We start from the raw sequence: 25932 nt of genomic DNA, 5'->3' as shown, positions 1-25932 counted from the left end.
TCAATCATCCTTTAATTACATTAACTAATATTATAAAGCCTCTCACACATTTTAATATTATGAAAGATTATGCTCTTTTTTCAGATCTTTTAGATATTCCTGAACTTCTAACTCATACTTTGGATTATACTCATCATACAACGCAATTATATCTAAAAATCTTCTCTCTGCATCAGGCTTATCTACTTCTGCCACACGTTCAAGTCTAGGCATATACCATTTTCTAATATAGAAACTCAATCTCTCTTCTAAATATACATCCAGTAAATCATACTTTTTCAGGAAAGGAATACGTTCAATCTCCAACTTATAGTATTTATCAAAAAAGGTTTTCGATACTGTGTTGGTTACACTTCCAGCAACCGCAGCATAATAAACATGTATAAATTTATTTAATCCTTGTATACTATTTGTGTTTAAAACAAGTTCTTGGAAAAACATAGTATCCTGACCAGCTGCACCTTCAACCATGATTAAATCATTATCTAATATAACGTTTTTCTTAATAATTAATGCTTGAATACTTTGTACTCGCATCGCTGCTCGCACCATATATTCTTTCGGATCATTTATATATAATCTATCAAAGTTATACTTTTTAATGGTCCCTGTGTACTTTCCTGCCGTTCTTTTATTATTATCTTCTTTTATTATATTTCCAACAACCATATCGACATCTTTTTCTTTTATCATTTCAAGCATCTGATGAAATCCGTCACCAGTCGCTTCATTATCTGGATCAAGGTAAGTAATAAAGTCAGTTGTGGCCAAACGCACACCTTTGTTTCTTGGCCTTGAGGCACTGCCTGAACCGTCAGGGTACTCATAATAAACAATATCAGGATGTCTTCTAAGAAGTCGGTTAATAATCTTAATCGTTGTATCATCAGTACTACCATCATTAACAAATATAATTTCCATCTTGTCAAAACTGCTTGAACGCTTCAAGCTGGCAAAGCATTTTTCTTCTAAATAGGTGCCATTATTATGTATTGGCACAACTACACTCAATTCTTTTTCAGCAGGTAAATTTTCCGTTTTTTTCTCGTACTCATCTTTAGATAATATCTCTACTTCATCGAGGTTATAACCATTGGTCAACTGACTTAAATCAGCCAAATCTGTAATAGCATCAACATCTATCATCACTTTTGACAGATCTGATATATTATCAATATAATTATGTGCTTCTACTTCATTGTTCTTAGTTACAAAATCAACGTCAGTATACTTGAATGCTGATATCATATCTTCAAGGTAATATTCTTCATAAATATAATTGCTATTAAAGAAGGTCACAAAATCAAAATCTTTAAGCTTTTCAAGTGTTAGTTCTGATTTATAGATGTAATCACACGTCTTATATATCTGTCGGTCAAAATCCTTTTTAACAGATTCATTCTCTAATATTACCAATATATTCTTTTTGATTTCAGGTATTTTTAAGCCTACATCTGCAGCCAGTTTTAAAATTCTATGGAAGGTAGTATGTTCCTTCATTACAGACCTGATACCTTTCGCCTGTAATTCTTTCAAATCTTTTTCATCAGTTTTATATATTACTTTAAAGTCGTCTGGAGCATTTATCAATCGTACATTTGGGAATATATTATTAATGCCAGTATTATAGTTAGATAAGAGTAGGTTACCGAAAGCCTGAAGTTCATACACTCTGTTTGCAAACATTGTATCAGAGTATTTAACTGAGTTCATATTAATACTCCATCTGAATATTTTATGAAGCTTCATTAAAAAGTTATGTTTTACCGGTGGAGTAATATAAGGTATATAATCTTCTGGAAATTGGTATCTGGGATCCTTCAATTCCAGATTTCGATCAATGATTGTTAGAGGTACTTCTTCTTCAATTATTGAATTAAATAACCTGCTTGTTTCGGTCATCCGTACTGGATATTTCGACAGCCAGCTTCCCGCGAAGAGGATTTCATTCTTATATTTTTCAGCATATTTTGTTCTTGTTCCAACTGGATTATGTATATGTGGATTCACGCCAAATTGAAGTACATCTACATTCTCATTTTCTGTGTACTTCTTATAAGTATCAACAACTTCACTTGCTGATGTATATACGTATTTACAATGTTTAGCAAGACTTTTAAACAGGTTATAGTTAACAGGATCTTCTTTAGAATAAAAAATCGTAGGAATTCCTCTATCATTATACTCTTCAGCCAGCATAATCATCTGTCGTCTTATCGGTCCATTGGCTGTTGAAGCCCCAACCCAACTTTGATCTATTCCTCTCCATGTGGTTGCAAAAATAACAAAGTCATAATCTTTATAGTTTTCTCTTTCATGTCTCGAAATATACTCTACATTTGCGACATCCTTAAATGAGTTATATAGAAATTCATCGGCAATAATCCCTATATGCAAATTCAACTTTTTAAAAATTCTACTGCCATTACTTACTGGTATCTCATCAATGATATCTTTAAATTTATCAAGAGCCTGCTCTCTCTTTAAATCCTTAATTTTCATATAGTAAAAAGGATCCGTATCCTGCTTAAACAAAAAGTTAGGACTGTACTCATGAATATTTACACTTGGATTTAAAATGTTTGCCATCTCATTGATAGTCTGCTCAAAATTTTCATCAATGCTATCTTTAAAAATATTCAACTGTTCTTTCAATTCATTTCTTTCCACAGAGTTCACCTCATTCTACTCCCAAAGAGTGCTTACTTATTTTTATCACGTAGCGCTTTGTATTTCTGGTCTAAATTTTTCAGTTTTTCTTCTACTGTTTTCATACGTGATTTATATTTATCACGTTGTGCTTCTACTCTTTTCTTGTAATCTATTTGATGATTCAGACGTTTATGAGCAAGTTTATAATCATTCTCTAAAACTCTAAGCTGTCGTTTTAAATCTAAGTTTTCACTCTTATAGGTGTTAACTTCCTCTGTGAGTTCTTCTGCATCATTTTTTGAATTTCTTTTTAATGTATTTAAGAAATTAGCATCACCTTTTTTGTTGCTCAAATAATTTTTCGCAGATAAAACTGACTTCACCATTTCTTTAGATTTCTCCCTTTCAACTTGAACACTGTGAAAAATATCTTCCATGATTTTCTGCGATTCGGATTTATAGCTAATTTTCAGCTCTGGTAGATCTAAATTTTTCAATTGGGAAGTATGCGTCCAATAGAACGATTTTTCAGCCTTTATTTTAGCTATCTTATTATTAGGAAATATTGAAACTAATTCAGATTCTGAAAGTTCTGGTAACGCGACTACAGGTTTAGTTAAGCTACTAATCATATATATTTCCGGCATCTCAACAAAATTTTCTTTAGATAGTGGCAAATGAATATCAAATAAAGGATCTAAATGACTTTCATGATGAAACCCGTGAAATTTATTTTTCAAGAAAACACTGTAATAGGTTTCGTCTTTATAACAGACTTCTGATTTAACAGTCAATAACTTTCCTTTAAAATGTGAAATGAAATCCTTATCAATATTCATTTTCTGATTTAATTCGTTTGTCTGGAAGTCCTCCTCTATCACCTGGAAGTGCATAGGTTTAAACCTATAAACAGGTATCGAATCCTCAAGACTAATCCATCCTATTTCTTTATCCTCATATTGTATTAAATGCTTTAAGCCATGATCTGTCTCTTTTTGAATTACTGAGGTTACTACTGAGAATAGGTAATCATCAACATTTTCCAGTTCAGTTTCAAAGTAAGGACTTTTGCTAAGCTTTTTATCTTTATCTTCTATCAGTATGAATTGCTTGGAATATTTATAGTTACTAATTTTTTCATCCATTATGCAGCCTCTTTTCAACTAAATATATATATAAAATTCTTCTTCATTAAACTTTACTTTAAGTGTCGAATTTTCAAGAATTAAATATAAATTCGTAATATGTGTTTCATCATATACTGCTGTTAAAAATACATTTTCTTTGTTCGTTTCATTTTCAAACTTCAACTGTTTAGTTTCCTCGACTTTGGCAAAACCCGAAGTATTTACAGCAATCGGCTTTTGTTTATCACCTTTTATAACTTCGAAAGTAGTCACATCATTAAATTGTTTAAGGTTCAAAGTAGTATCATTCACTGTCAGCTTCTTTACATCCTCACCTTCAACTGTGACATTAGAAGCTAGATTGAATTTCTGAGTTAATTTTAATTCATGTTTTCTGTCGGTTTCCAAATTATCAATCAAGATGAATAATGGTTGATTTTTAAATTGAACAATATGTCTTGTTAATTTAGCAGAACTCCCGTTAAAGTCATTATTAAAACCTTTTACAAAAGTAAAGTTTTCATTCTCATAATAATTCTCTAGAGCGATTTTTCTAGTAAATCTATTTTCATTCTTAATAGTATAATCAAATTCAGTCATGTAATAACTGCTGTGTGCTTCTTTTGAAGTTATATATTTCCTGGTGCTATTACGCGTATAACTGTATTTACCCGGGTCAACAAAGAAATCTTCATTGTTATAGTTTAAAGTAATGCTTAAATCATCTTTATGCTTATGCACTCTGGAACTGTACCCACATATAAATGTTAAGAAAAATGGCAAAGGTTTTGCGTACTGTAATATTGCGATACCAGCTTCTTTATCATATATATTCTTATATCGTTTTGGAACTCTCTGGGCTTCAGATCCTGAATCTCCTATGCTTGCTAATCTTTTATCAGGTCTAGATATATATGATGGGTATTTTTTAGCCAATTTAAGATATTCTTTAACTGTATCACCAAGTGAGTCCTCCCTATGATTCAAATATTTCTCGATATCTGAATACATCCTGACAACCATATTATGGTACTGAGGAGAATTTTCTAAATGTATACCCTGCGGACTGAATGAGTACCAAAACGTATTTACTGCTCTGGACTTACCTTTTTCTTTATATAAGTTATCTTTTAAAATATTACCTAGAATCATCAATGATCTGTCCATCATCAGCCCATGGTTATTATGATTATATATGCTGTCATCCATCATCACATTCCCATGCTTATGCAGTAATCCATCAATCATGCCATAATCCAAATCTCGTTCTAATTTTTGGGCAAGATTTAAATACTGGATTATTACTTGTGTTCTGTTCGCTGTTGTATGGTCATACCACACCATATCGTGTACTTCATCTCTTTTGGAGTATTCAATCCATGAATGAATGATTTCTTCTGCTTTATTAAAATAGTCGATTTCTTCTGTCTTTTCATAGTGGTTCATTAGTTCAGCACACACTCTAAGCGTATGAATATATAAAATATAAGTGTTACCATATTTTTTCTTCTTAGTTTCGTTCCACATATTTTCATCAAAATTAGTCGCATCAAAACCCGGAAAAGGGATTATAATATTTTTTAATGCATTATTTGAGATTGATTCCGTTCTTTTTTTACTATGATTTAATAATTTAAAAACATCTACGTTCTTGATTTCTATCGTTTTCAAGATATTTCCACCTTTTAATGTTTAAAATAATTCTTCACTTATTTTTATAACATTTTTATTATACCAAACTATTTCTGATATTATATATAGACTATAAACTTAAAGGAGAAAGACTATTATTCGCTTTCTCCTTTAAGTATTTATATGATATTAATAATTGACTTCTTCCTTCAATTCTTTCAATATATTTTGTAACTCAGAATCATACTCTGGTTCATATTCATCATATAAGCTGATTATATCTAAAAATTTCCTAATCGCTTCTTCTCTATGTTCCGGTGCTACTTTTTCTAATCTTGTAAGATACCATTGTTTTACATAAGGGCTGTACCTAACTTCTAAATAAGTATCCATTAACTCATATTTATTTAAATAAGGAATACGTTCCAACTCTAACTTATAATATTTCTCAAAGAACTTATGTGAAATTGTATTTGTTACACTGCCTGAGACAGCCGCATAATATATGTGGATATATTTATTTGTTCCCAATAATGACTTTGAATTTAATACCAGTTCTTGATAGAACATTGTATCTTGTCCTGCGGCACCTTCAACCATGATTAAATCATTATCAATAATCACAGCCTTTTTAACAATAACTGCCTGAATACTTTGTACTCTCATATCAGAACGAATTAAAAAGTCTCTTGGATCAGACACGAACATTTTCCCTTTATTATTCCTCTTTAAAATATCAGTATACTTTCCGCCTACCCGTCTGTGGCTGTCTTCTTTAATGATATTCCCTACTACCATATCTACATTTTGTTCCTGAATTAGATTCAATAAATAGTGATAACCGTCACCCGTTGCTTCATTATCAGGATCGAGATAGGTAATATATTCAGTGGTGGCTGCACGAACTCCCTGATTCCTCGGCTTTGAAGCACTGCCCGAACCTTCCTTGTTTTCAATGTAAACAATATCAGGGTGTCTTCTTCTTAATCGACTAATAATTTTCAAAGTCGTTTCATCCGTACTGCCATCGTTTATAAATATAATTTCCATTTTATGAAAGCTGCTTGACCGTTTTAAGCTTGCAAAACATTTCTCTTCCAAATAAGTGCCATTATTATGGATAGGAACGATTACGCTGAGTTTCTTCTCTGGGAATACGTTACTCTCTTTTTCCAAAGTATTTTCAATAATTTCTACATCATCAAGGTTATAACCATTGGACAAATGTGGGAGTTTCTCGATACCATTAAAAGACGGTGTATGAATCATCGTTTTATACTTATCAACAATTTCACTTGTATAATTGTGAAATTCTTTTCTAGCATCTTTAGTAACAAAATCCACATCTGTATATTTAAATCCACTCAACATATCTTCCAAGTAATATTCTTCATACAAATAATCATCATTAAAAAATGTAATGTATCCATATTTTTTTATATCAAGAGTGTTTAATTTTTCTATAGATACATAATCCTTGTTCTCATAAATTTGTCTCTTGTAGTTATCAATATTCTCTTTCGATTCTTTATTTAACACCACAAGAACTTTATCATTTTCCTCTTCTAAATACAGACCAATTGTAGATGCTATTTGTCTGATGCGATGGTAGGACGTGTGCTCTTTAAATACATTTCTTATACCTTTTGCCTGCAAGTCTTTCAAATCATTATCAGATGTATTATAAATAACATTGAAGTCTTCACCAGTGTTGACGATTCTTACATTTGGAAACAAGTTATTAATACCGGTATTATAATTTGATAGTAATATGTTCCCGAATGCCTGTAATTCATATACCCGATTTGCAAACATTGTTTCGGAATACTTTACTGAGTTCATATTAATACTCCATCTGATGACCTTATGCAGTTTCATTAAGTCATCATGTGGGAGAGGCGGTGCAATATTCCCTAAATATTTTGAAGGGAACTGGTATCTGGGATTTTCCAACCTTAAATTGCGATCTATTATTGTAAATGGTGCTTTCTCTCTCAGTATAGAGTCAAATAATTTCTTAGTTTCACTCATTCTTACCGGGTACTTTGACAACCAGCTTCCTGCAAATAAAATATGATCTTTAAATTGACTTGCATATTTTGTTCTTGAGCCTACTGGGTTATGTATTTTAGGGTTAATTCCAAACTGCAAAACATTGACGTTGTTATTGCCAGTAAATTCACGATAGTTTTTTACTGATTCCATAGCAGTAGTGAAAATATATTTACAGTTTTTAGCGAGAGATTTAAATAAATGATAATTCACAGGGTCTTCTTTAGAGTAAAAAACAGTTGGTACATTTTTATCATTAAATCTTTCTACCAGTCTCTCCATTTCTCTACGTTTTTCATTATTTGGATGACCAGCTCCCTCCCAGGAACCGTCAATGCCTTTCCACGTTGTTGCAAAAATTACAAAATCATAATTTTTGATTTGTGGATTGTTCCAGGAAATGTATTCTAAATTTACGACATCTTTAAAAGAGTTAAACAGAAACTCATCGGATATTATTCCCACATGTAAATTTACCTTATTGTAAAAGCGACTGCCATTACTTTCAGGTATGTTGCTTAGCGCATGCCTAAATTTATTCAGTGCGTACTCCCGACCCATTTCATCGAATTTCATAGAGTAAAATGGGTCAGCACTGACTCTTTTAGAGAAAGTTGAACTATATTCATTAGCCATGATTGAAGGATCTAAATCATTTATCATCTGATTTAAAGTCATTGAAAAATTACCGCTAATTTTCTCATAATAATTTTCAAGCTTTTTTTCAAGCTTTTTACTATCCATATTTTGTGAGTACCTCCTTTCAAAAATTAATCTACTGAATCATTTTTCTGCATAAGCTTATTCATTCTTTCTTCAACAAGATTCATTCTATTTTTATATTTATTCTTTTGTGCTTCAAGTCTCTCATTATACTCTTTTTGGTGTTCGAGCCTTTTATTGCTTAGGTCATTAGAATTTTCAAGTTTTCTCAGACTTCTTTTCAGATCAAGGATTTCATTTTTTAAATTTTTATTTTCAGTTTTTAATTTTTGGTTTGGTTTGTTCAGTTGCAGATCCTGCTGCTTTGTAATAGGCTTGTCCTTCTTTAAATTTTTCACTTCTTCTTCTAATTTTAAAATTGTGTTTTGAAATGCTTCATTTTTTGCTTTAGCATTTTTAAAAGATGACTCTAAACGTTTGATTCTAAAATCTTTCTCTTTTGCTTTTTTTGAATTTAAATATTTCCTTGCATCCAACACAGTTTTCAACATTTCTTTACTGTGTTGCCTTTCCAGATTAATCCCATATACGATATCATCATATAATTTTTGCTCTGGTGAAAGTGATTCTTCATTGTTATTGTAATCAGTAATGTAATTCTCTAATCCATCTAGTGTAGTCCAGAAGAATTCTTTGTTATTGATTTTTAATCTACCCAAATTATTTTGTTTATAGATTGTGATTAATTTTGGTCGATCATAAGCTACTTTATTATCGTATATCTTATTTAAATTACTGAGTTTATAAAGCTCTTTATCTTTAATAACATCTATTGGTATTTCAATATTACATTCAATCATTTTTTCAAAATAATTTTTGGAATGGAAACCTGAAAACTTATTTTTAATGAACACACCTAGAAGTATCTCTCCGTTATATTCAATCTCTGACTTAACAGTGAGTATTTTATTGCTAAATTGAATTCTGTAATCTTTTACATTGCCCATTTTCACATTCAGTTCATGATTTTCAAATTCTTGATCTATGAATTTATAATAAACAGGTTCATGTCTGAATATTTGAATGGACTTATCTAAATTTACCCATCCCAATCTTTCATCTTCATGTTGTATAAGTGAATAGACGATCCCATCTACTTCCTTTTCTGAAATAGTGGTAATAGGACTCCATAAATATTCGTCTACAGGTTTTGCGTTTTCAATATCGTTAATGACTTTATAAATCTTTTTATCATCATCTTCGAAAAATATGTATTGTTTTGGATAGATTATACTTGTTAGAGATATCATCTATATTCCCTCCAGAATATTACTGTATCAAAATAGAACCGAATAGCAGTTTGCTATTCGGTTTATTAATTTTAGAATTTTTGAATATTACCATAGTTGTAATATTTCACTTCATTAAAGCCGTCGCCCATGACATTTTTCGTGTCAAAGATTACTTTGTCTTTCATCGTTTCAAAATTAGAATCTGTCAACATTTTGAATTCACTGTGATCACTCAGCACAAGTACAAGAGAAGAATCCTGAACCGCTTCTTCTAAATTTTTCTCTACAAAATCCATCTTTACATGTGGGTCATAAGCATTGACTTCAACACTTTCTTCTTTTCTAAGTAGTTCATATATATCAAAGGCCGGTGATTCACGGATATCGTCCACATCACCTTTGTAGGTCAAGCCAAATACTGTCACTTTTTTACCATCCAATTTGTTTAGAATGTGTTTAGTATAATCCACTACATATTCTGGCATTGATACGTTGATATTACGTGCGAGCTGAATTAATGGAGATTGTTCAGGCGCTTCAGAAATAATAAAGTAAGGGTCTACTGCCAAACAGTGACCACCCACACCTGGACCTGGCGTATGTACATTCACACGCGGGTGTTTGTTGGCCATTTCAACCACTTCATGCACATTTATATCTAAGTGATTACAAATTTTTGCAAGCTCATTTGCTAGAGCGATGTTTACATCTCTATATGTATTTTCCATCAACTTAGACATCTCTGCAGTCTTTGCTTTCGTTTCAATCATTTCACCTTTAACAAACGTACCGTACACTTTTTTACCTGCTTCAACACACGCTGGGGTCATACCGCCAATAATACGGTTATTGTAGATCAGTTCTTCCATGATTTTACCCGGCAATACACGCTCTGGACAGTGGACCAAATAAATATCTTCGCCAATTTTAAATCCTTGCTCTTCAAGATATGGCGCAACATGATCATCCATCGTTCTTGGCGCAATTGTTGACTCCACAATGACTGTGTCACCTTTTTTAAGTAATGGCACAATACTTTCAACACCCGCCATTACGATTGAAATATCACATGATTTAAATTCATCTTCTTTGTTCGGTGTTGGAACAGCTATAATATAAGCATCTGCCTCTTCAGCTTTAGTTGAAGCTTTGAATTTACCTGTTGCAAGCACTTGCTCAAGCGCTGCCTGCAAACCTGGCTCTTCAATATGGATTTCTCCACCATTCAGCATATCTACTGCTTCTTGTTTAATGTCGACTCCAACCACTTCTACACCGTATTTTGCGAACATAATAGACGTTGGTAAACCAATATAACCTAAACCAATCGTTGTTAACTTCATTTAAAAGGACACCTTGCTTTCTAGTAATTTATTAATTATCTTTTCTTATTATACCAAAACTTCTTATATTGAACACCTTGAATTTGTCTATGTGTTTTTTCAATAATTTTCTATCATTACTCTTCTTGTTGACAACAGTCAATGCACTGTCAACCAGTTCCAATATATTTGCATAGTAATTGAAAGTATCAGCTTCCGGGCCGACTACAATCATCAAATCATAATAATTCGTCAATGGCTGCAGTTTACTTTTTAAATCATACTGATTTACTGTTGTGGCAAAGTCATCTTCATTAATTTTTTCAACACCCACAGAATCAAAATTTTCAAATTGACTGCGTGAAATTGATTCACTGATGTATGAAGAGTGCTTCAGCTGGGATATTAAATCAGCTTCTTTATCCGGATCCAAGTACTCATCAATAGTATATATATTTTCCGGATCAAGATTGACAAGCAGCACCTTCTTCTTGAACTGTGTCAGCAAATAACCAATATGTACTGCAGCTTCTATGGCGGCCTTTCTATTGTCAATGGAGCTGACCAGCATCGAATCATATTGTCTTTCATCAACACCATTTTTTATGACGATTGCCGTCTCGTATAAATCACTTAAAATTTCATCGGATATTACTCTTGATACCATATCACTTTGACTGCGACGCATGGCATAAACCTCCTAGAAAGTGCCTAAAGTTTTCTCACCTAAATAATATTCAAAATCTTCATCACTGGATATACTTCTGTTCAGCAAGGAAATGACTAGACCCATAATCAAGCCGATAAATAACGATAGGACGATTATGAATATTTTCAAAATCGTGTTTTCTGTCTGATAACTATTGGCTCCATTTGTTTCGCTTACTATGTAACCCTGATCTGCGATAATATTATCAACCTGTGATTTAACAGTGCTAATATCATCCCGGCTGTTGGTACTTATGTTCAATTGAATTATATTTGAATCTGGATGCTGACTGATTGTTGCAGTCTTCTCGACAAACTGATTGTTCACACTATCATTAAGCAATGCATTAAGAGTACCGTTCGTATTTGGTGAAATCTCCCCATCTATTGTATAATACTCTTCGTACTCATAAGACCCGGCAGGCACTACAAGATTAATGATAGTACCGAGGACGCCGAAGATTAAAACGAAAATGATGACATTCAAAGCATTCTTCTTTAAAAAGTACATAGTATGATCTCCCTTAATCATTATACAAATTTCATTATACTATTTTATAAATCATTATAAAACAATGATACTAAATTTCGAGGTGCATTTACATGAAAGTCGATATAATAGGCAGTAAATTTACAAGGAAACTCACTGAATTTAAAAATTTCCGTTTTGAAGTGAACAATATTGTTGAAGGCCAAAGTATACTCTCTTTACTATCTGACCCATATGAAACAACAATGAAAGACATCAATACTACTGATCTGAACGATATCACAGTAGCCTATCGTGATTTAAACAAATTACTGTATTCCAAGTTGAAAGATTCTGATTCAAAAATTTTGATTATTGAGTTATTAAGTGAGTTGAATGACATCTCTGAGTTTAATCATTCTTTCTATAATACTTCTTCATTGGAATTGCTAGACGAGAATGTGGAAAGCAATTCATTATCCAATATTGAGAAATTCAGAGCCTTACAAAGGAGAATTGATGAATTTTTAAAGTTGATGAATCGATATGAAAAAGTAATCTTCATAAAAATACTGCCTAAAGAAAAAGAACAGAAAGATTTCATAGAAGGATTATATAAGATTTTAGAAGGAAATATTGAACAAAAGTTAATACTCACAGTAGATAATGAGGGCTTGGATGAAAATTTAGAAGCACCACTTGAATTTTATAATAAAGTGAATGATAACTTAAGAAAATTCTCCTCTGACAATTATTATAATCAATTGTTGTTTGATGAATCATTACAAGACAATTTACTTTCAGTCTATATAAACCATGTAGAAGAAAGAGAATATGTCTATGAACTGTACAAAAATGGAAAGCCATTTAAATCATCAGAACCTACAACCAATAGATATTTTGAGTTCAAGTTAGATGAGTCTGCTAAGTATAGAATCAGAGTCAATCTTACCAATGAGGAAGTCAATCCGAGATTTTCACAGACATATGAGTTTAACCCATCTGCTAAAACTGCTGATGCCAAAATTGATCTAAAATATGTAGAAATCCCATCCTTCCAAAACTTGTGGATGTTAGACATTATACTGCAGAAGCACGAGTTACTGGGATTGATAGGCAATGCATACCTGCATCCTAACGGATATGCAGGTTATAATGTATTCCTGCCGGAAGAAATTCAAAAAAAATATACAAAAAAAGAAAATTTATTAAATATGGCTGTTAGTACTGTTTCACAAATGAGTACAGAAGAGTTCAATGATTTTATAAATGACAATACTCATTTAAAACTGGTTGATCCAGTAATATTTGATTTCCTAACCTTTTTAAACAAAAAATCAGAATAGCTCACAGCTATTCTGATTTTTCTATAGAATGTTTAATGTATGAAGTATTACTGATCCACTGAATAACAACAGTAAAAAGAAAGTTGTAAATACCGTAGAAAATCTGACTTTATCAGTCTTTTTAAAATTTATGTCAGGCTGCTTACTTTGCTCATCCATCATCTTTTCCCGATACTGCTTTTGTTCATCTTTAGTCAGCAAATTAAAATTTTCTATAAAGCTCTCATATTCTTCTAAAATCGGCTCTGTTTCACCGAACTTTTCCAGTTTCCCAAATTGTATCCAGGCAACTTTATTACACGTTTGTTTTATCTGACCAGCAGCATGAGATATAAAAAATATCGTTTTACCCTGTTCTTGAAATTCTTTAATCTTTATTTCACCTTTTTGCGAAAATGTTTTATCCCCTACAGCCAATGCCTCATCCACAATTAAAATATCAGGATCCATTTGAACAGCGATAGCAAAACCAAGCCTGGATTTCATACCACTGGAGTAAGTACGTATTGGTTGATGAATGAATTCTCCCAGTTCACTAAACTCAACGATATCATCAAAGATTTCATCGATTTTTTCATCATTTAAACCATGCATTAGACATTTCAATCTAATATTTTCAACACCGGTCAATTCTTGCTCTAATCCGGCCCCGATAGCAATTAATGATACCGTTCCATTAATATCAATCGTCCCGCTTGAAGGTTGAGTCACTTCTGCAAGTAAATCGGTTAATGTAGATTTTCCAGAGCCATTTAAACCTATAATCCCTACTGAGTCTCCTTCATTAACGGTAAATGATATATCGTTCAGTGCATAAAATTTTTTTTCCTTCTTAATAGTTCCTAAAGAGAACAGGGATAATAACTTATCTATTTTACTTATATTCATATCAAATGCTTTATAAATTTTATCCACTTTCACTTTATAATCCATAAGAACTCACCTTGTATTATTATTTGTATTTCATCTCTAACGCATATAATCAACGAATTTATCCCTGAATCTGTAATGCACTTGGACACCGACATAAAATAAAAGTATTGTTAAGCTCCAGAAATATAAATGATTTGACCAATCACCATATACAAACCCTTCAGAGTATACCAACGAAGTCCTGTATGTCATTACCAAGTATGTGAATGGATTATATTCTGAAACGATTTGCATCATAGGAGTAGCCGTTTCCAAAGTCCAGATTATTGGAGTCATAAAGAAAAATAATCTCATGAAGTTTTGTATAATGTTTTTTACATCCCTTATTATTATGACCACTGCAGAAAGTATTAAGGATAATCCAAATGTAAACACAACAGTAGCGAATACAAAGTAAAATACCCCTACATAATAAATAGGACTTGAATAACCATTGACTAAACTTATAACTAATATTACTAATGTTGTAAAAACCAGCGAAATTATATTTCCAACGATGGTCAGTGAAATTAATATACTTGAAGGGAACTTCATTTTTGTAACTAATCCTACTTTTGATAATATAGCCATTGCTCCACCTGTGACACAAGCAGTTATAAATGTCCACGGAAAAATCCCAGATAATAAATGGACAATGAAAGGCAAATCACCAACGTCTCCTCTTGGTCTTCTAATTCCTACACCAAAAACAAACCAAAAGACTGCAGCTTGCAGTATTGGCATTAAAACGACCCATAAAACACCTAAATAATGCCTTGCATAAGCAGATTTATAATTGTAAAGACTAAGTTTCCAAATTAAAACTCTGTTGTCCCATTGTTCTTTAAATAATGCTAAAATATTATTCATTTCAGACCTCTAATTTTCTAATCATCTCTATACTTTTGATTATACACAATTTTTAAGAAAAATAACTAAACAAAACTAATTGTTTAGTTATTAAATGCTCAGTAATTTCTATTGATAAGTAACAACTATTTTTGAAATAATTGATGTCCAATCCCTGTTTTTAACGACCCAATTTCTTGCATTCTCTCCTATATCATTGTTATCAATGATGTTTAGAAGGGATTCTTTTAAACTTTCAAGGTTTTCTGCTTCAAATATATGACCAGTCTCATCTTCTATAACCATCTCCTGCAACGCACCAACATCACTAACAATTACTTTTTTAGCCATTGCCATTGCTTCATAAGTTTTTAATGGGGTCACTAGCTGGCACACCAGGTCGTTCGTCCTTGCAAAAGGAGCTACATCGATTACAGAATAATAATTGGATATTTCTTCGTGAGAGACTCGTCCAGTAAAAACAACGTAATCCTGTAATTCTAATTCTTCAGTTATAGACTGCAAGTAACTTCTATACTGCCCATCACCAACAATTAATAACTTAAACTTCTTATCTAAATCCATCCGATTATTTAAGTCTTTCAGAGCTTTTATCAATAAATCCAAGCCTTCATAGCTCGTGATGGATCCAATGAAACCTAGTACATGATAGTCCTTTAAACCATATTTTTGGATAATCTCATCATCTTTTTCTATCGGTGCAATTGAAGCAGTATCCACTCCATTTGGAATAACTGTGATTTTAGACTTGTCTATACCATTCCCTATTAAATATGTCTTTAAAGACTCACTGATACAAAATACTTTGTCGGCAACCTCACAACAATGAAATTCCTGCTGCTCCTGTAAGTTAAAACGATCTGAATTTTGGAAGCCGTTGATTTTGGAGCTTTGAGTGTGATGCCACATTCCTCTAACTTCATATATTGTTTTAATGCCTAGCTTCTTACCCAGCAGAAGTGACGGTAAAGCATTTTGGTAATTTGATGCAGCATGGATAATACTTGGTTTTTCTTTATTGATTATATTTTTAAGCTCTTTAGCATATTCATCAAAATAATCTAAAACAGGTGTTTTATTAGTTAAATATTTATCTGATTTATCGATATAATACGTCTGCACTCCATTAATTGGTTCTTTGGGAATCTCATAACTTTCATGCAAAGGTGTCCAGCCTAACCTTGTTGTTACAACTGGTTCATATCCTCGTTCCTTAACTCTTTTGATAATTTCATTAGAGCGTATTGTGTAACCGTTGACTACAGGTAGTGCTTTATTTAGAACAAATAATATCTTATCATTGCCCTTTTCGATATTTGTCTCAATTAATTCTGCTGGTAGTTCCCAATTTTGATTAAAAAGCTGATACTCCTGCTCTGCCATTTTAAATTCTCCAGGAAATATTCTTGCCGGATTAACTTTTTTAAGTTTTGTCAAAAATTCGTATCTTTTAGTAATGTTCCCTAGTACATGGTGTGCTCTGATCAGGGCTCTTAATACATCAGGATTATTTGGTTTAATATCATAGGCTTTCTCTGACTCATACAAAGACTGTTGGTACCTTTTAGTATTAAACAAAAATTTAGCCAGTTGCACATGCATTTTAAACTGGAAATCTTTCGGTCTATTTTTAAATAGTGATGTGATTTTTTCGTTCTGGCCAGTCATATAATACTGTTTTGCCAACACTATGCTGTGTGACATCTTAATATTATTCTTTTCTAAATATTGCATTATGTATTTCGGTAAAATATTCGCATCATCAATACTGTTCAATTGTTTAACAACTATGTTATAAATTCGCTTTTGTTGCTTATTATCAAATTCTGTGTGCACAAATTCATCCACTTGTTCTTTGTTTGATGCATCCGTAAATAAATTCAAATTATAAAAAACTGGTTCCAGCTTGCGTCCATTCTTAAATAGACCACTCACTGAATCGTTGGTTAAGTCCAGGCGGTTTTCAATGATTAACCTTCTTATAGAAAAAATATGTTGATGTGTTAATTGTATTTTATGCAACTTCTGAACAATATCATGAATAAGCTTTTGTGACTGTTCTCCAATGTACATTTGATTCAAAGCATTTTGTAATTGTATGGATTCATCTGACTCGTCGGCAAAACTGAAGTTTAATTTATAGACTGCTGCGGGATTTATATATTGAAGTAGAGTCTGTTCAGCATTTATGTATGGTACAAATTTCTCATTCAGAGCATTTTCCATTTCATTTCTCTCAAAAAATTGATTAATAATCAAAACATAACCCAGACCTTGCACCTGATAATTTTGATTATCTATATGTGTTTTATAGTCTTTAATATCTGTAAATTCAGTTTCATCCAATTCTAATATCTTATCTTTATACTGTCTCCAGTTGTACTTATAAAAAATATCATCTTTAGCCGCTTCGAAATCTTCATATAGTGCTTCATTTCTTACGGATGTATTTTTAAAAAGATTTTCTGCACCTTCAAAATTATTTCTCGATATTAAATATTTAACCAAAGTACGTTGTTGACTGTCATTTAAGTTCTGTAGTACGTCATAGCCCTGTTTTGACAATGCTACGATACTCTTGAAATCTTTAAGGTCATACATCAGACGGACTTTCAGATTTAAAATATCCGGATTATTATCATTCGCAATATATTGATATGCTTTTTTATAGTTTCTTTCATGTCTGTGCACCGTTGCCTTTAAATAAGCCTGATACTGATTGTTTAGATTGCTTCGTTCAATTATTTCCAAAACCGGTGCATGATTTGAACTTCTTAAATATAAACTGATTCCAGGTTCTTTAGCACCCATCTTCATCGACAGGCTCTTTTTAAAGAAGCCTCTCGCAAAAGTCGGCATATTCAGTTTGAAAGATATGTATGACAGGAACCCATATAAATAGTTCATACTCATTCTCCTAGTTTGTCAGTCTTTCAAAAATCCGTTTAAAGATACGATATTATTTTCCCATATGAAAAGATCTTCTGTTAATTGCCTTGCATTCGACCGCATTTCTTTTTCAAGATCGGGATTAGCTTTTATCTCTTTAATCATTCTGATGATATCTGCGGTTGTAGCTTTGGCTTTTGAGAATCCCACATTGCTGTGATTGATCAAGTCTGCTGAATAACCACTCAAATTGGATACCACCGGCACTCCGGAGCCAATTGCATCCACCACTTTACCCGGAAGCACTCTTAAGAATACTTCGCTTTCCTTAAGGAGTGATAAAGCCACATTATGATTTCTTGTCAACTCCAGGCACTCTTCCCTGCTTTTTTCCTCATAAAAAGTGACGTACTTCATATCTTGTGCTTCTATGATATCTCTCAGTTGATGCGCATATGCACCATACCCGATTATATTGAATGTGATTTTGCTTTTTTCCAAATAATCTGCAACTTCTTTAATCTGCTCATAATTCTGCGCCAAACCAATATTACCGGTATAGATTACTTTAAAGCTGTCATTCGCTTCTTTAAAATCTATCTCACTTCTTTGAAGTGAGTTCGGTAAATACAGTATCTTCTTTTTAGGCGTGATCCTCAGTATGTGATCCTTAAATTCTTCATTGTTTACAATAATTTTATCCGCCAGTTTATAGATCTGTTTTTCCATGAGCTTCAGTATCGGAAAGAACATATTGATTTTAAGCTTTTCAATCTCTTTGACACTGTCCGGCCATAGATCTCTGACTTCCAGAACCTTTTTTACGCCCGCATGTCTCTTTTGTGAAAAGAATGTTGCCCACGGTAAAAATATATTCGGTGAGGTGACGTATATCACATCATAATCGGATTGATATCTTTTTACATATAACCAAACTTTGTAGGCCAGCTCCAAATAGTACAGTACTCTCATCTTTAGAGACTTCGACTGTTTATCAATTCTCATTTTTAGTCTTAAAATATTTGGAGATCCATCAATTTTAGGCTCATCCCAGTACTTTTCTTCCTGATATAACTTCTGGTTAGGGTATGTGGGTGCAGTAGTCAGCACATCCACATCATTATCTTTTGAAAGATGTATATATAAGTTTTTTAATCGATTGGCACCGGAGCCGATCTCAGGATAAAAGTTTTGTGTAATCAGTAAAATTTTCATAGTCGTATCCCATCATTTTTAAAAATATGTCCAAAGTATGTATATAATATTTAATTTTAACACACTTGAAGTTGATGTATGTTGTTGATAAAGATTTTTTATATTCAAAACATACTTCTTATTTATATTACCATTATAAATAAAAGAACGAATTATCTTTAATAATTTAAAAAACTGACTATTTTTATATGAAGTTTCATGTGTATGTATAAGATACATGCTTGGATTCTCTGGCATCCAAGCATGTTAATTTACTTAATTATCAAAACTGCTGCATTAAGCCAAGATTTATTCTTCAATTCTTTTGCGGGATTAAGTTTGATGCGTATTCTTGACTTAGAGTGAAGTTGAATGTCTTTTCCTGAATTTAAATCCAGTACATCATATTCTTCGTTATCTATTTTAACAATAAGCATACCGTTGCCTTTACGATTATTATAAATAGTACTTAAATTAAAAGTTAAGTTGTTGCTACTGTTATTAATTACTTCGAAACTATAATCGTTTAAAGGGTCTATAGGACTGCTTCTCGGTTTTAAAATTAGATTGCCATCTTCTGAGTGCGCTTTTAGTAAATTAGGTTTTAAAAGTTCCAGACCTTTTTTTATAACGAAATTGTGATCTCTGGATTTAGCTAGAGCATGTTCCAACCTATTGGACTTTTGATAAGCATTCTCACTTGTATTCACTCCAAAAAAATTTAAAACAGGCCAATATTTGTTTATTATTGCGGTATGTAAAGACATGTTTTTTCGTTCGTCAAGCTTTGGAGATAATAAAGTTTCAAATATTTTACGTGAATTCACAATATTAAAAACCTCTAAAACATTGTCAGTTTCTTGAGTAATAATACTTTGGAAATTACCAAGCCTTATTTCTAAGGCATGTAAATCTAACATATTATAATCATAAATATTATCAAAATCTAAATCAGTTCTATACATATATTCTCTGACTGCTTTATCTAATCCTTTTCTTTTACCTGGTAAAGATTCCACTGCTGGTGACCATCTCAATAAACCATCTATCATGCTGTTAAAGTTATTCTTCATATATAATTCTTTCCTGAATGTAGACTTGGCTAAAGTTTGAACTGTTGATTTTATATGCAATCCGTTATGGTATTGTTGATTATCTGAAAAGTACTTGCTCAAAGCATAGGAATGGTTCGATGAAAGCGTTCTGTCCATCCACTCATAATAATCGTGATTTTTATTCAAACTCGGAATTTCAAAAAAATCGTGTTTTAAGTCTAGATTATTTACCAAAGAGTCAACAATAAACTCATCTGTTTTATATATAGGTTTAGAGGCTGGATTTTTATTTAGGTCATCTTCTGATTTTAAATAAGTGAAAAACCTTATATCTTTTTTTAAGTTCTTCACTAAAGCTAAGGAAAGCTTAGAGTCCGCTCCTCCGGTCAAACTGAATATTTTATTAGGCTGGTTATTTAACCAGTTGATTACTTCATCAAAATATGGTTCCAGTATGCTCAACGACTCATCTATAGTTTTTTCATCCTTATTTCTTCTGGGAAAAATTCTGGAAATTTTAAAATTATTCATAGAAACGTCATTACTAGGGTTAAGTTTGAAAATCTCATTATGATAGGTATGATCTAAGAAACCTTTACGGAAAAACTTATTCTTACTAAGCTCGATTTTATAGTCATTAATTAAAATATCTTTAATTAAGTACACGTGACTGGCAATTATTTCATACTTTTCATTGTAAAATATTGGTTTTAAACTGGAGGCATCTGATGAAATATACACATCGCGACCGTCGTTATAAATTAGTGTGAATCGTCCATTTAAATACTCAACTTCATCATAAAATTCTTCCAACTTATTTGATTCAATTAAATTCTCTACAATGTTTTCTACCGAGATACTCCCATTCCGAATATCCATACAATAACCTAACAGATAAATTTCTTTTGTCCCTACTTTTTTATGGGTAAACAAATAATCTTTTGAAATATACAAATATTTGTTGTCATGTAAATCTCTTTTAATGAAATCATAATTATTGGAAGTCACATCCGTGATGAAAAATGCTTTGTGCAATTTATTAGAAAGGCTATACATAGATACTCCCCCTGTTTGTCTATAAAATGATAAATAGAATAGTACGCATCATTAATATATGAGTAGTTATAAAAGTTTATTTTATTTAGGTTTTGATTTAATATCAATACCCACCTATTCCTATTAATAGAAAACACTATAAATTAAATTAACACTAATTATATACTAATTAAATATATATGTATTATGTATTGTTACATTTATATTAAATTCACGTAAATTAGAATGACATATTATTCTAATTGTATATAATATTTATAAACATAGTAAATATCTTGGAGGCCCCCATGAAATATAAGAACAGATTAATTGTACCCACTTTAATCACAACTTCATTACTTACTTCTGGACTGGTAGCACATGCTGATGAAGTTACAGATGAAACTTCTGATATAGAAGAAATTGAAATTATAGTAAGTCAAGAAACTAAACATGAGATTACTGATTCTGATATTGATGAAGTTTCACATCAAGAAACAGATGCTCTAGAAACATATTCAGATTCTACAGAAGAAACAATACATAATGAGAAAAACATTGCAGAAGAGCCTGTCAATGAATCAAATTCAGAAGATATACAAGAAGAGGATATAATAACCGAAACCGAAGAACTCATAACAGTAGATGACAACCCTAATATTGATACTCTCGAAACAAATAACACCGAACTGGAAAAATCTGATTCGGAAGAGCAACTTTTAGAAAATGAGACTTTTCAAAAGACTACCGAGGAAGAGATTAATCATAAATCTATAGATCAAGTTTCAAGACAAAAATCAGAAGAAGAAGATATCGAACACACTAATAATGAAATTAATGAGGATTCACTACCGAAAGAGTCCTACAAACACAGTACTCAAGAAACTTCATCAGAGACTATAACCACAAATGATGTTGAAGTTCTTGAAGAGTCAGAGATCGAGAAGGATGTACTCCCTACTCCAAAAAATCATGAAAGCAAAGTTCGCACTCTGTCCGCACCTTCACAAGTTGCTTCATTTTCAACCATGAGTTTAAAATCAGAAGTGAAAAAGGCTCCTGAGATAAAAACTGTTAACTACGCAACTCGAATCAAAAATGAAAACAACTCTGGCTTATACAGCCCAGTAACGAATAAAAAAGGTAAGAATGCCACTCGATTTTTAAATCAAACCTTATTTATTTCCGAATCAACTAAAGTAAACGGTAATACATATTATAAAATTCTTAAAGGTGTCAACGGTCCGATGCAGGGATGGATGAAGCAAAGTGATTTAGATTTATATGGGATTTATAACCATCGAAAACATAACGAAACACTTTACGTTGATTCAAATTATAAAAATGACTATTTATTTGCTGACCCCTACGGAACTTCTAAACAGCATGTGAAAAAGATAAGAGACACTGGCAGCTCTACTTTCAAGACCAAAGAAACCATTAAAATCGGCGCAGTAACATTTTACTACGGTACGCTAGGGAATTCTGAAGGTTGGTTATCCGAATCCAGATTAACCAGACAATCTCAGCCTGCCTATTCTTCAGCCAGATTCGCAGCAAGAATATCTAACGATAATAATAACTCAGGTATATACAGCCCAGTAACAAGCAATAATTCTGTTTCCGCACAGAGATTTAATAACAGTACTTTATTTATCACTGAAAAAGCAGATTACAGCGGCACTACATATTATAAAATACATAATGGATTAGATGGTGCAATGCAGGGTTGGATGAAAGCAAATGATTTACAAACATTCGGATTAGGAAACGTAAGAAATCATAGTGGATCTTATACTGTAAAACATGATAGCTTTGATTTGTTTTCAGATCCTTACGGAGACTCATCACAAAAGATTGGCAGTTTGAAAAATTATAAAAACACACCTTTTAAAGCAGAAAAGAGTATAAAAATTGGAGCTACTACACATTACTATGGTGGGTTCGGTAAACAAAAAGGCTGGGTTTCAGATGCAGCATTAACTAAATATACAGCTTCAAAACCCCCTGTTTCTTCTCCAAAAGTTCAAACTGTGAAATACAACCGCAGTTTGAGCAGTGTGTTAAACACCCAGATGTCATTATCAACTAAACCACAGGCATGGGTAAACGGTGGCGGTTGGAGAAATGCCACACGCAGTGAAGTCAAACGTTTCCTTGATACAAGCCATCAGAAAGGCGGCGCCTGGGACTATACCTTCTTAAATCTAAATCAGCGCCAAGGTATATCCAGTTCAGTTTTAAACCGTAATCTCCTTAACAATAAAGGTATTTTGACAAACCGTGGCAGTGCATTTTCACAGGCTGCTAAGCAACATGGAATTAATGAAGTCTATTTAATTTCACATGCGATTTTAGAAACAGGTCACGGCAGCAGCCAGCTGGCCCAAGGTGTTAAACTAGACCGCAATGGCAATAGATCCAATAATGGGACAACTTACTACAATATGTACGGCATTGGTGCAGTAGATCATAATGCATTGCTCGGTGGTGCGCGTTATGCTCAGAGAATGGGATGGGATACACCTGAGAAAGCAATCATCGGCGGTGCAGGCTTTGTATCTTCCAACTACTTTGCCAGAGGACAAAATACGTTATATTCAATGAGATGGAATCCGCGTAATCCTGGAACATATCAATATGCAACAGATGTAAACTGGGCTTATGCTACAGGCAGAAATCTTCAAAACTACTATAATCAACTAGGTATTAAAGGACAATATTTTACAAGACATACATTCTAAAATTTTCATAAAATACCCGTTAGGATTTTTAAGCCTAACGGGTATTTTAATATCATTAACGTATAATTAGAGTTGCAGCATTCAACCACGAACTACTGCTCCTTTTCTGCTTGATATCATAAACGAATTTCACACTACTCTTTGCAGGCACTTTGAACTTCATACCTTTATTAAATTTTAAAATATCATAGCTCTCAGTCTCTGTCTTTAAAGATATTACACCTTTACCTTTAGGATTCTTATATGTCGAAGTCAAAGTGAATTCAACAGCTTTCTCACTATTATTCACGATTTTAAAAGGGTAATCTTCTTCTGGTAATAAAGGAGATTTTTTAGGCTTAATCATCAATCCTTTGTTTGATCTTGATACAGTCAGATTATTCCTCTTCACAATTTCCAAATTCTCTTTAATCATAAAGTTATTATTTAAAGCATCATCTATTTCATCCTGCAGATGATTTACTTTTTCAAACATATCTTCCGGCTCTTCGTTCAGTCCAAAAAAGTTGAGGACCGGCCAATGTTTATTAATTATTTCCTGATTCAGAGCAAGCTTTTGACGCTCTTCCAATTTGGGACTTAAAAATATCTCTATCAATTTTCGCGAATTGATTATATTGAATATTTCCATAATTTTATCAGTTTCTTGTGTGATATTACTTTGGAAGTTACCGAGTCTTACCTCTAGGAACATAATGTCCAACAAATGATAATCATGAATACTGTCATAGCTTAATTCGTTTCTAATCATATAATCCCGTACACAATTTTTAAGTGCCGCTTTCTTCTTAGCATTTGAACCTACAGGGAAGGACCACATCTGCAATGCTTCAGATAAACTGTGCATATCATTACGCAAATACAAATCTCGCGGAAATGTAGATTTAGCCACAGATTGTATCGTTGATTTAATGTGAAGTGTTTCATGAAATTTTGGATTGTCATCATAATATTTACTTAATCCATACGAATGATTCGAGGTCATGGTTTCCAGCATGGCCATATGATGTTCATCAGTCGATTTTAAAGTTGGAATTTTGAAAAACTCATGCTTTAAATTTAGATTATATACTATCTGTTCAACAATCATTTCATCATTCGAGTACTGCTTTTTTGCAAATTTATTCTTTTTTAAAGACTGTTTTGGCTTTAAATAAGTGAAAAAATCTATTTCATCAATCAATGGTTTTAAAATTGCCAGAGTTAACCTTGAGTCCTGACCGCCTGTAAGACTGAAAATTTTATTCGGCTGGTTCTTCAACCATTTTATGGTCTCTGTAAAATATGGCACCAAAATCTCATAGCCTTCTTCTATGGAATTAACCCCTTTATCACGCCTTGGGAAAACACGTTTTTTACTAAAGTCATTAAGTTTAATTTCTAGACTTGGATTTAACTTAAGTATTTCCTTATGAACTGTGAAGTCAAGAAATCCTTTACGATAATACGGATTTTGATTGAGAGTCACTTCGTACTCATCTATCAGCAGCTTTTTAATAATATATTCATGACTTGAAACAAGTGATTTATCAATATTATAAAAAACAGGTTTCATACTTGTTGCATCCGTTGAAATAAAAACGTCAGAGTCATTAATAAAAATCAGAGTGAATCTGCCATTTAAATATTCGACTTCGTCATATAGTTCATCTCTATCTTTTGTATTTAAAAGATTTAAAACGATTTCGTCATTCGATAATGAACCGTTTCTGATATCCAGACAGTAACCCAGAAAATATATTTCTTTATTCATTGACTTTTTATATGAAAATTTGTAATCATCCGAGATATGTAATTTCTTATTACTCGGCAAATCATGAATTGTAAAACCATTAAAATCTTCTGTTAATTCTGTAATGAAGAACGCTTTGTATAAAGGTTTAAGTTTAATTTTCATAATGCAACAACACCTCTTAGTAACTAACTTTACAATTATAAATCGTGATATAATATTATCTTCTAACGGTAAT

The 25932-nt window shown here is 32.2% G+C and carries 16 protein-coding genes; 2 read left to right on the top strand and 14 right to left on the bottom strand.

What is annotated here, in order from left to right; translation table 11 throughout:
- Positions 1-57: 57 nt before the first annotated feature.
- The 8 genes from ACY8DT_RS10110 to ACY8DT_RS10075 form a co-directional block, all read right to left on the bottom strand.
- Entirely contained in the window at positions 58-2670 is a 2613-nt protein-coding gene (locus tag ACY8DT_RS10110) for a glycosyltransferase (RefSeq protein WP_462420183.1), read from the bottom strand.
- 32 nt (positions 2671-2702) lie between these two features.
- The gene (locus tag ACY8DT_RS10105) at positions 2703-3797 is read right to left on the bottom strand and encodes a hypothetical protein (protein ID WP_462420182.1); all 1095 of its coding nucleotides are present in this window, start codon (positions 3795-3797) and stop codon (positions 2703-2705) included.
- Positions 3798-3815: 18 nt separating this feature from the next.
- The gene (locus tag ACY8DT_RS10100) at positions 3816-5450 is read right to left on the bottom strand and encodes a heparinase II/III domain-containing protein (RefSeq protein ID WP_462420181.1); all 1635 of its coding nucleotides are present in this window, start codon (positions 5448-5450) and stop codon (positions 3816-3818) included.
- Positions 5451-5600: 150 nt separating this feature from the next.
- Positions 5601-8207, bottom strand: a complete 2607-nt coding sequence (locus ACY8DT_RS10095; protein WP_462420180.1) for a glycosyltransferase — start codon at positions 8205-8207, stop codon at positions 5601-5603.
- Between the two features lie 26 nt (positions 8208-8233).
- Positions 8234-9436, bottom strand: coding sequence for a hypothetical protein (locus ACY8DT_RS10090; protein WP_462420179.1), 1203 nt, complete (start codon positions 9434-9436; stop codon positions 8234-8236).
- A 71-nt stretch (positions 9437-9507) separates the two neighbouring features.
- Positions 9508-10761, bottom strand: coding sequence for a nucleotide sugar dehydrogenase (locus ACY8DT_RS10085; RefSeq protein ID WP_462420178.1), 1254 nt, complete (start codon positions 10759-10761; stop codon positions 9508-9510).
- A 31-nt stretch (positions 10762-10792) separates the two neighbouring features.
- Entirely contained in the window at positions 10793-11428 is a 636-nt protein-coding gene (locus tag ACY8DT_RS10080) for a ParA family protein (protein ID WP_462420177.1), read from the bottom strand.
- A 12-nt stretch (positions 11429-11440) separates the two neighbouring features.
- A complete protein-coding gene (locus tag ACY8DT_RS10075; RefSeq protein ID WP_462420176.1) occupies positions 11441-11959 on the bottom strand; it encodes a hypothetical protein in 519 nt (172 codons plus the stop codon).
- Between the two features lie 92 nt (positions 11960-12051).
- Between ACY8DT_RS10075 and ACY8DT_RS10070 the strand changes: the two genes are divergently transcribed.
- Positions 12052-13263: a DUF6270 domain-containing protein gene (locus tag ACY8DT_RS10070; RefSeq protein ID WP_462420175.1), complete on the top strand. Its 1212-nt coding sequence runs from the start codon at positions 12052-12054 to the stop codon at positions 13261-13263.
- A gap of 21 nt (positions 13264-13284) precedes the next feature.
- Here ACY8DT_RS10070 and ACY8DT_RS10065 read toward each other — a convergent pair whose 3' ends face one another.
- From ACY8DT_RS10065 to ACY8DT_RS10045, 5 genes are all read right to left on the bottom strand, one after another.
- Entirely contained in the window at positions 13285-14196 is a 912-nt protein-coding gene (locus tag ACY8DT_RS10065) for an ABC transporter ATP-binding protein (RefSeq protein ID WP_462420174.1), read from the bottom strand.
- A 36-nt stretch (positions 14197-14232) separates the two neighbouring features.
- Positions 14233-15045, bottom strand: a complete 813-nt coding sequence (locus ACY8DT_RS10060; protein WP_462420173.1) for an ABC transporter permease — start codon at positions 15043-15045, stop codon at positions 14233-14235.
- A gap of 108 nt (positions 15046-15153) precedes the next feature.
- Positions 15154-17952, bottom strand: coding sequence for a glycosyltransferase (locus ACY8DT_RS10055; RefSeq protein WP_462420172.1), 2799 nt, complete (start codon positions 17950-17952; stop codon positions 15154-15156).
- 18 nt (positions 17953-17970) lie between these two features.
- Positions 17971-19149: a glycosyltransferase family 4 protein gene (locus tag ACY8DT_RS10050; protein WP_462420171.1), complete on the bottom strand. Its 1179-nt coding sequence runs from the start codon at positions 19147-19149 to the stop codon at positions 17971-17973.
- 251 nt (positions 19150-19400) lie between these two features.
- Complete coding sequence (locus ACY8DT_RS10045; RefSeq protein ID WP_462420170.1) at positions 19401-21239, bottom strand: hypothetical protein; 1839 nt, start codon at positions 21237-21239, stop codon at positions 19401-19403.
- Positions 21240-21526: 287 nt separating this feature from the next.
- On the opposite strand from ACY8DT_RS10045, the gene ACY8DT_RS10040 reads away from it, so the two are divergent.
- Positions 21527-23962 carry a GW dipeptide domain-containing protein gene (locus ACY8DT_RS10040; RefSeq protein ID WP_462420169.1) on the top strand — a complete coding sequence of 812 codons (2436 nt, stop codon included), beginning with the start codon at positions 21527-21529 and terminating at the stop codon, positions 23960-23962.
- 55 nt (positions 23963-24017) lie between these two features.
- On the opposite strand, the gene ACY8DT_RS10035 is transcribed toward ACY8DT_RS10040, so the two are convergent.
- Positions 24018-25859, bottom strand: a complete 1842-nt coding sequence (locus ACY8DT_RS10035) for a hypothetical protein (protein WP_462420168.1) — start codon at positions 25857-25859, stop codon at positions 24018-24020.
- Positions 25860-25932: the final 73 nt, after the last annotated feature.

It is taken from the genome of Salinicoccus sp. Marseille-QA3875 (assembly GCF_054950095.1).
This window is presented reverse-complemented; position numbering and strand designations above follow the sequence as displayed.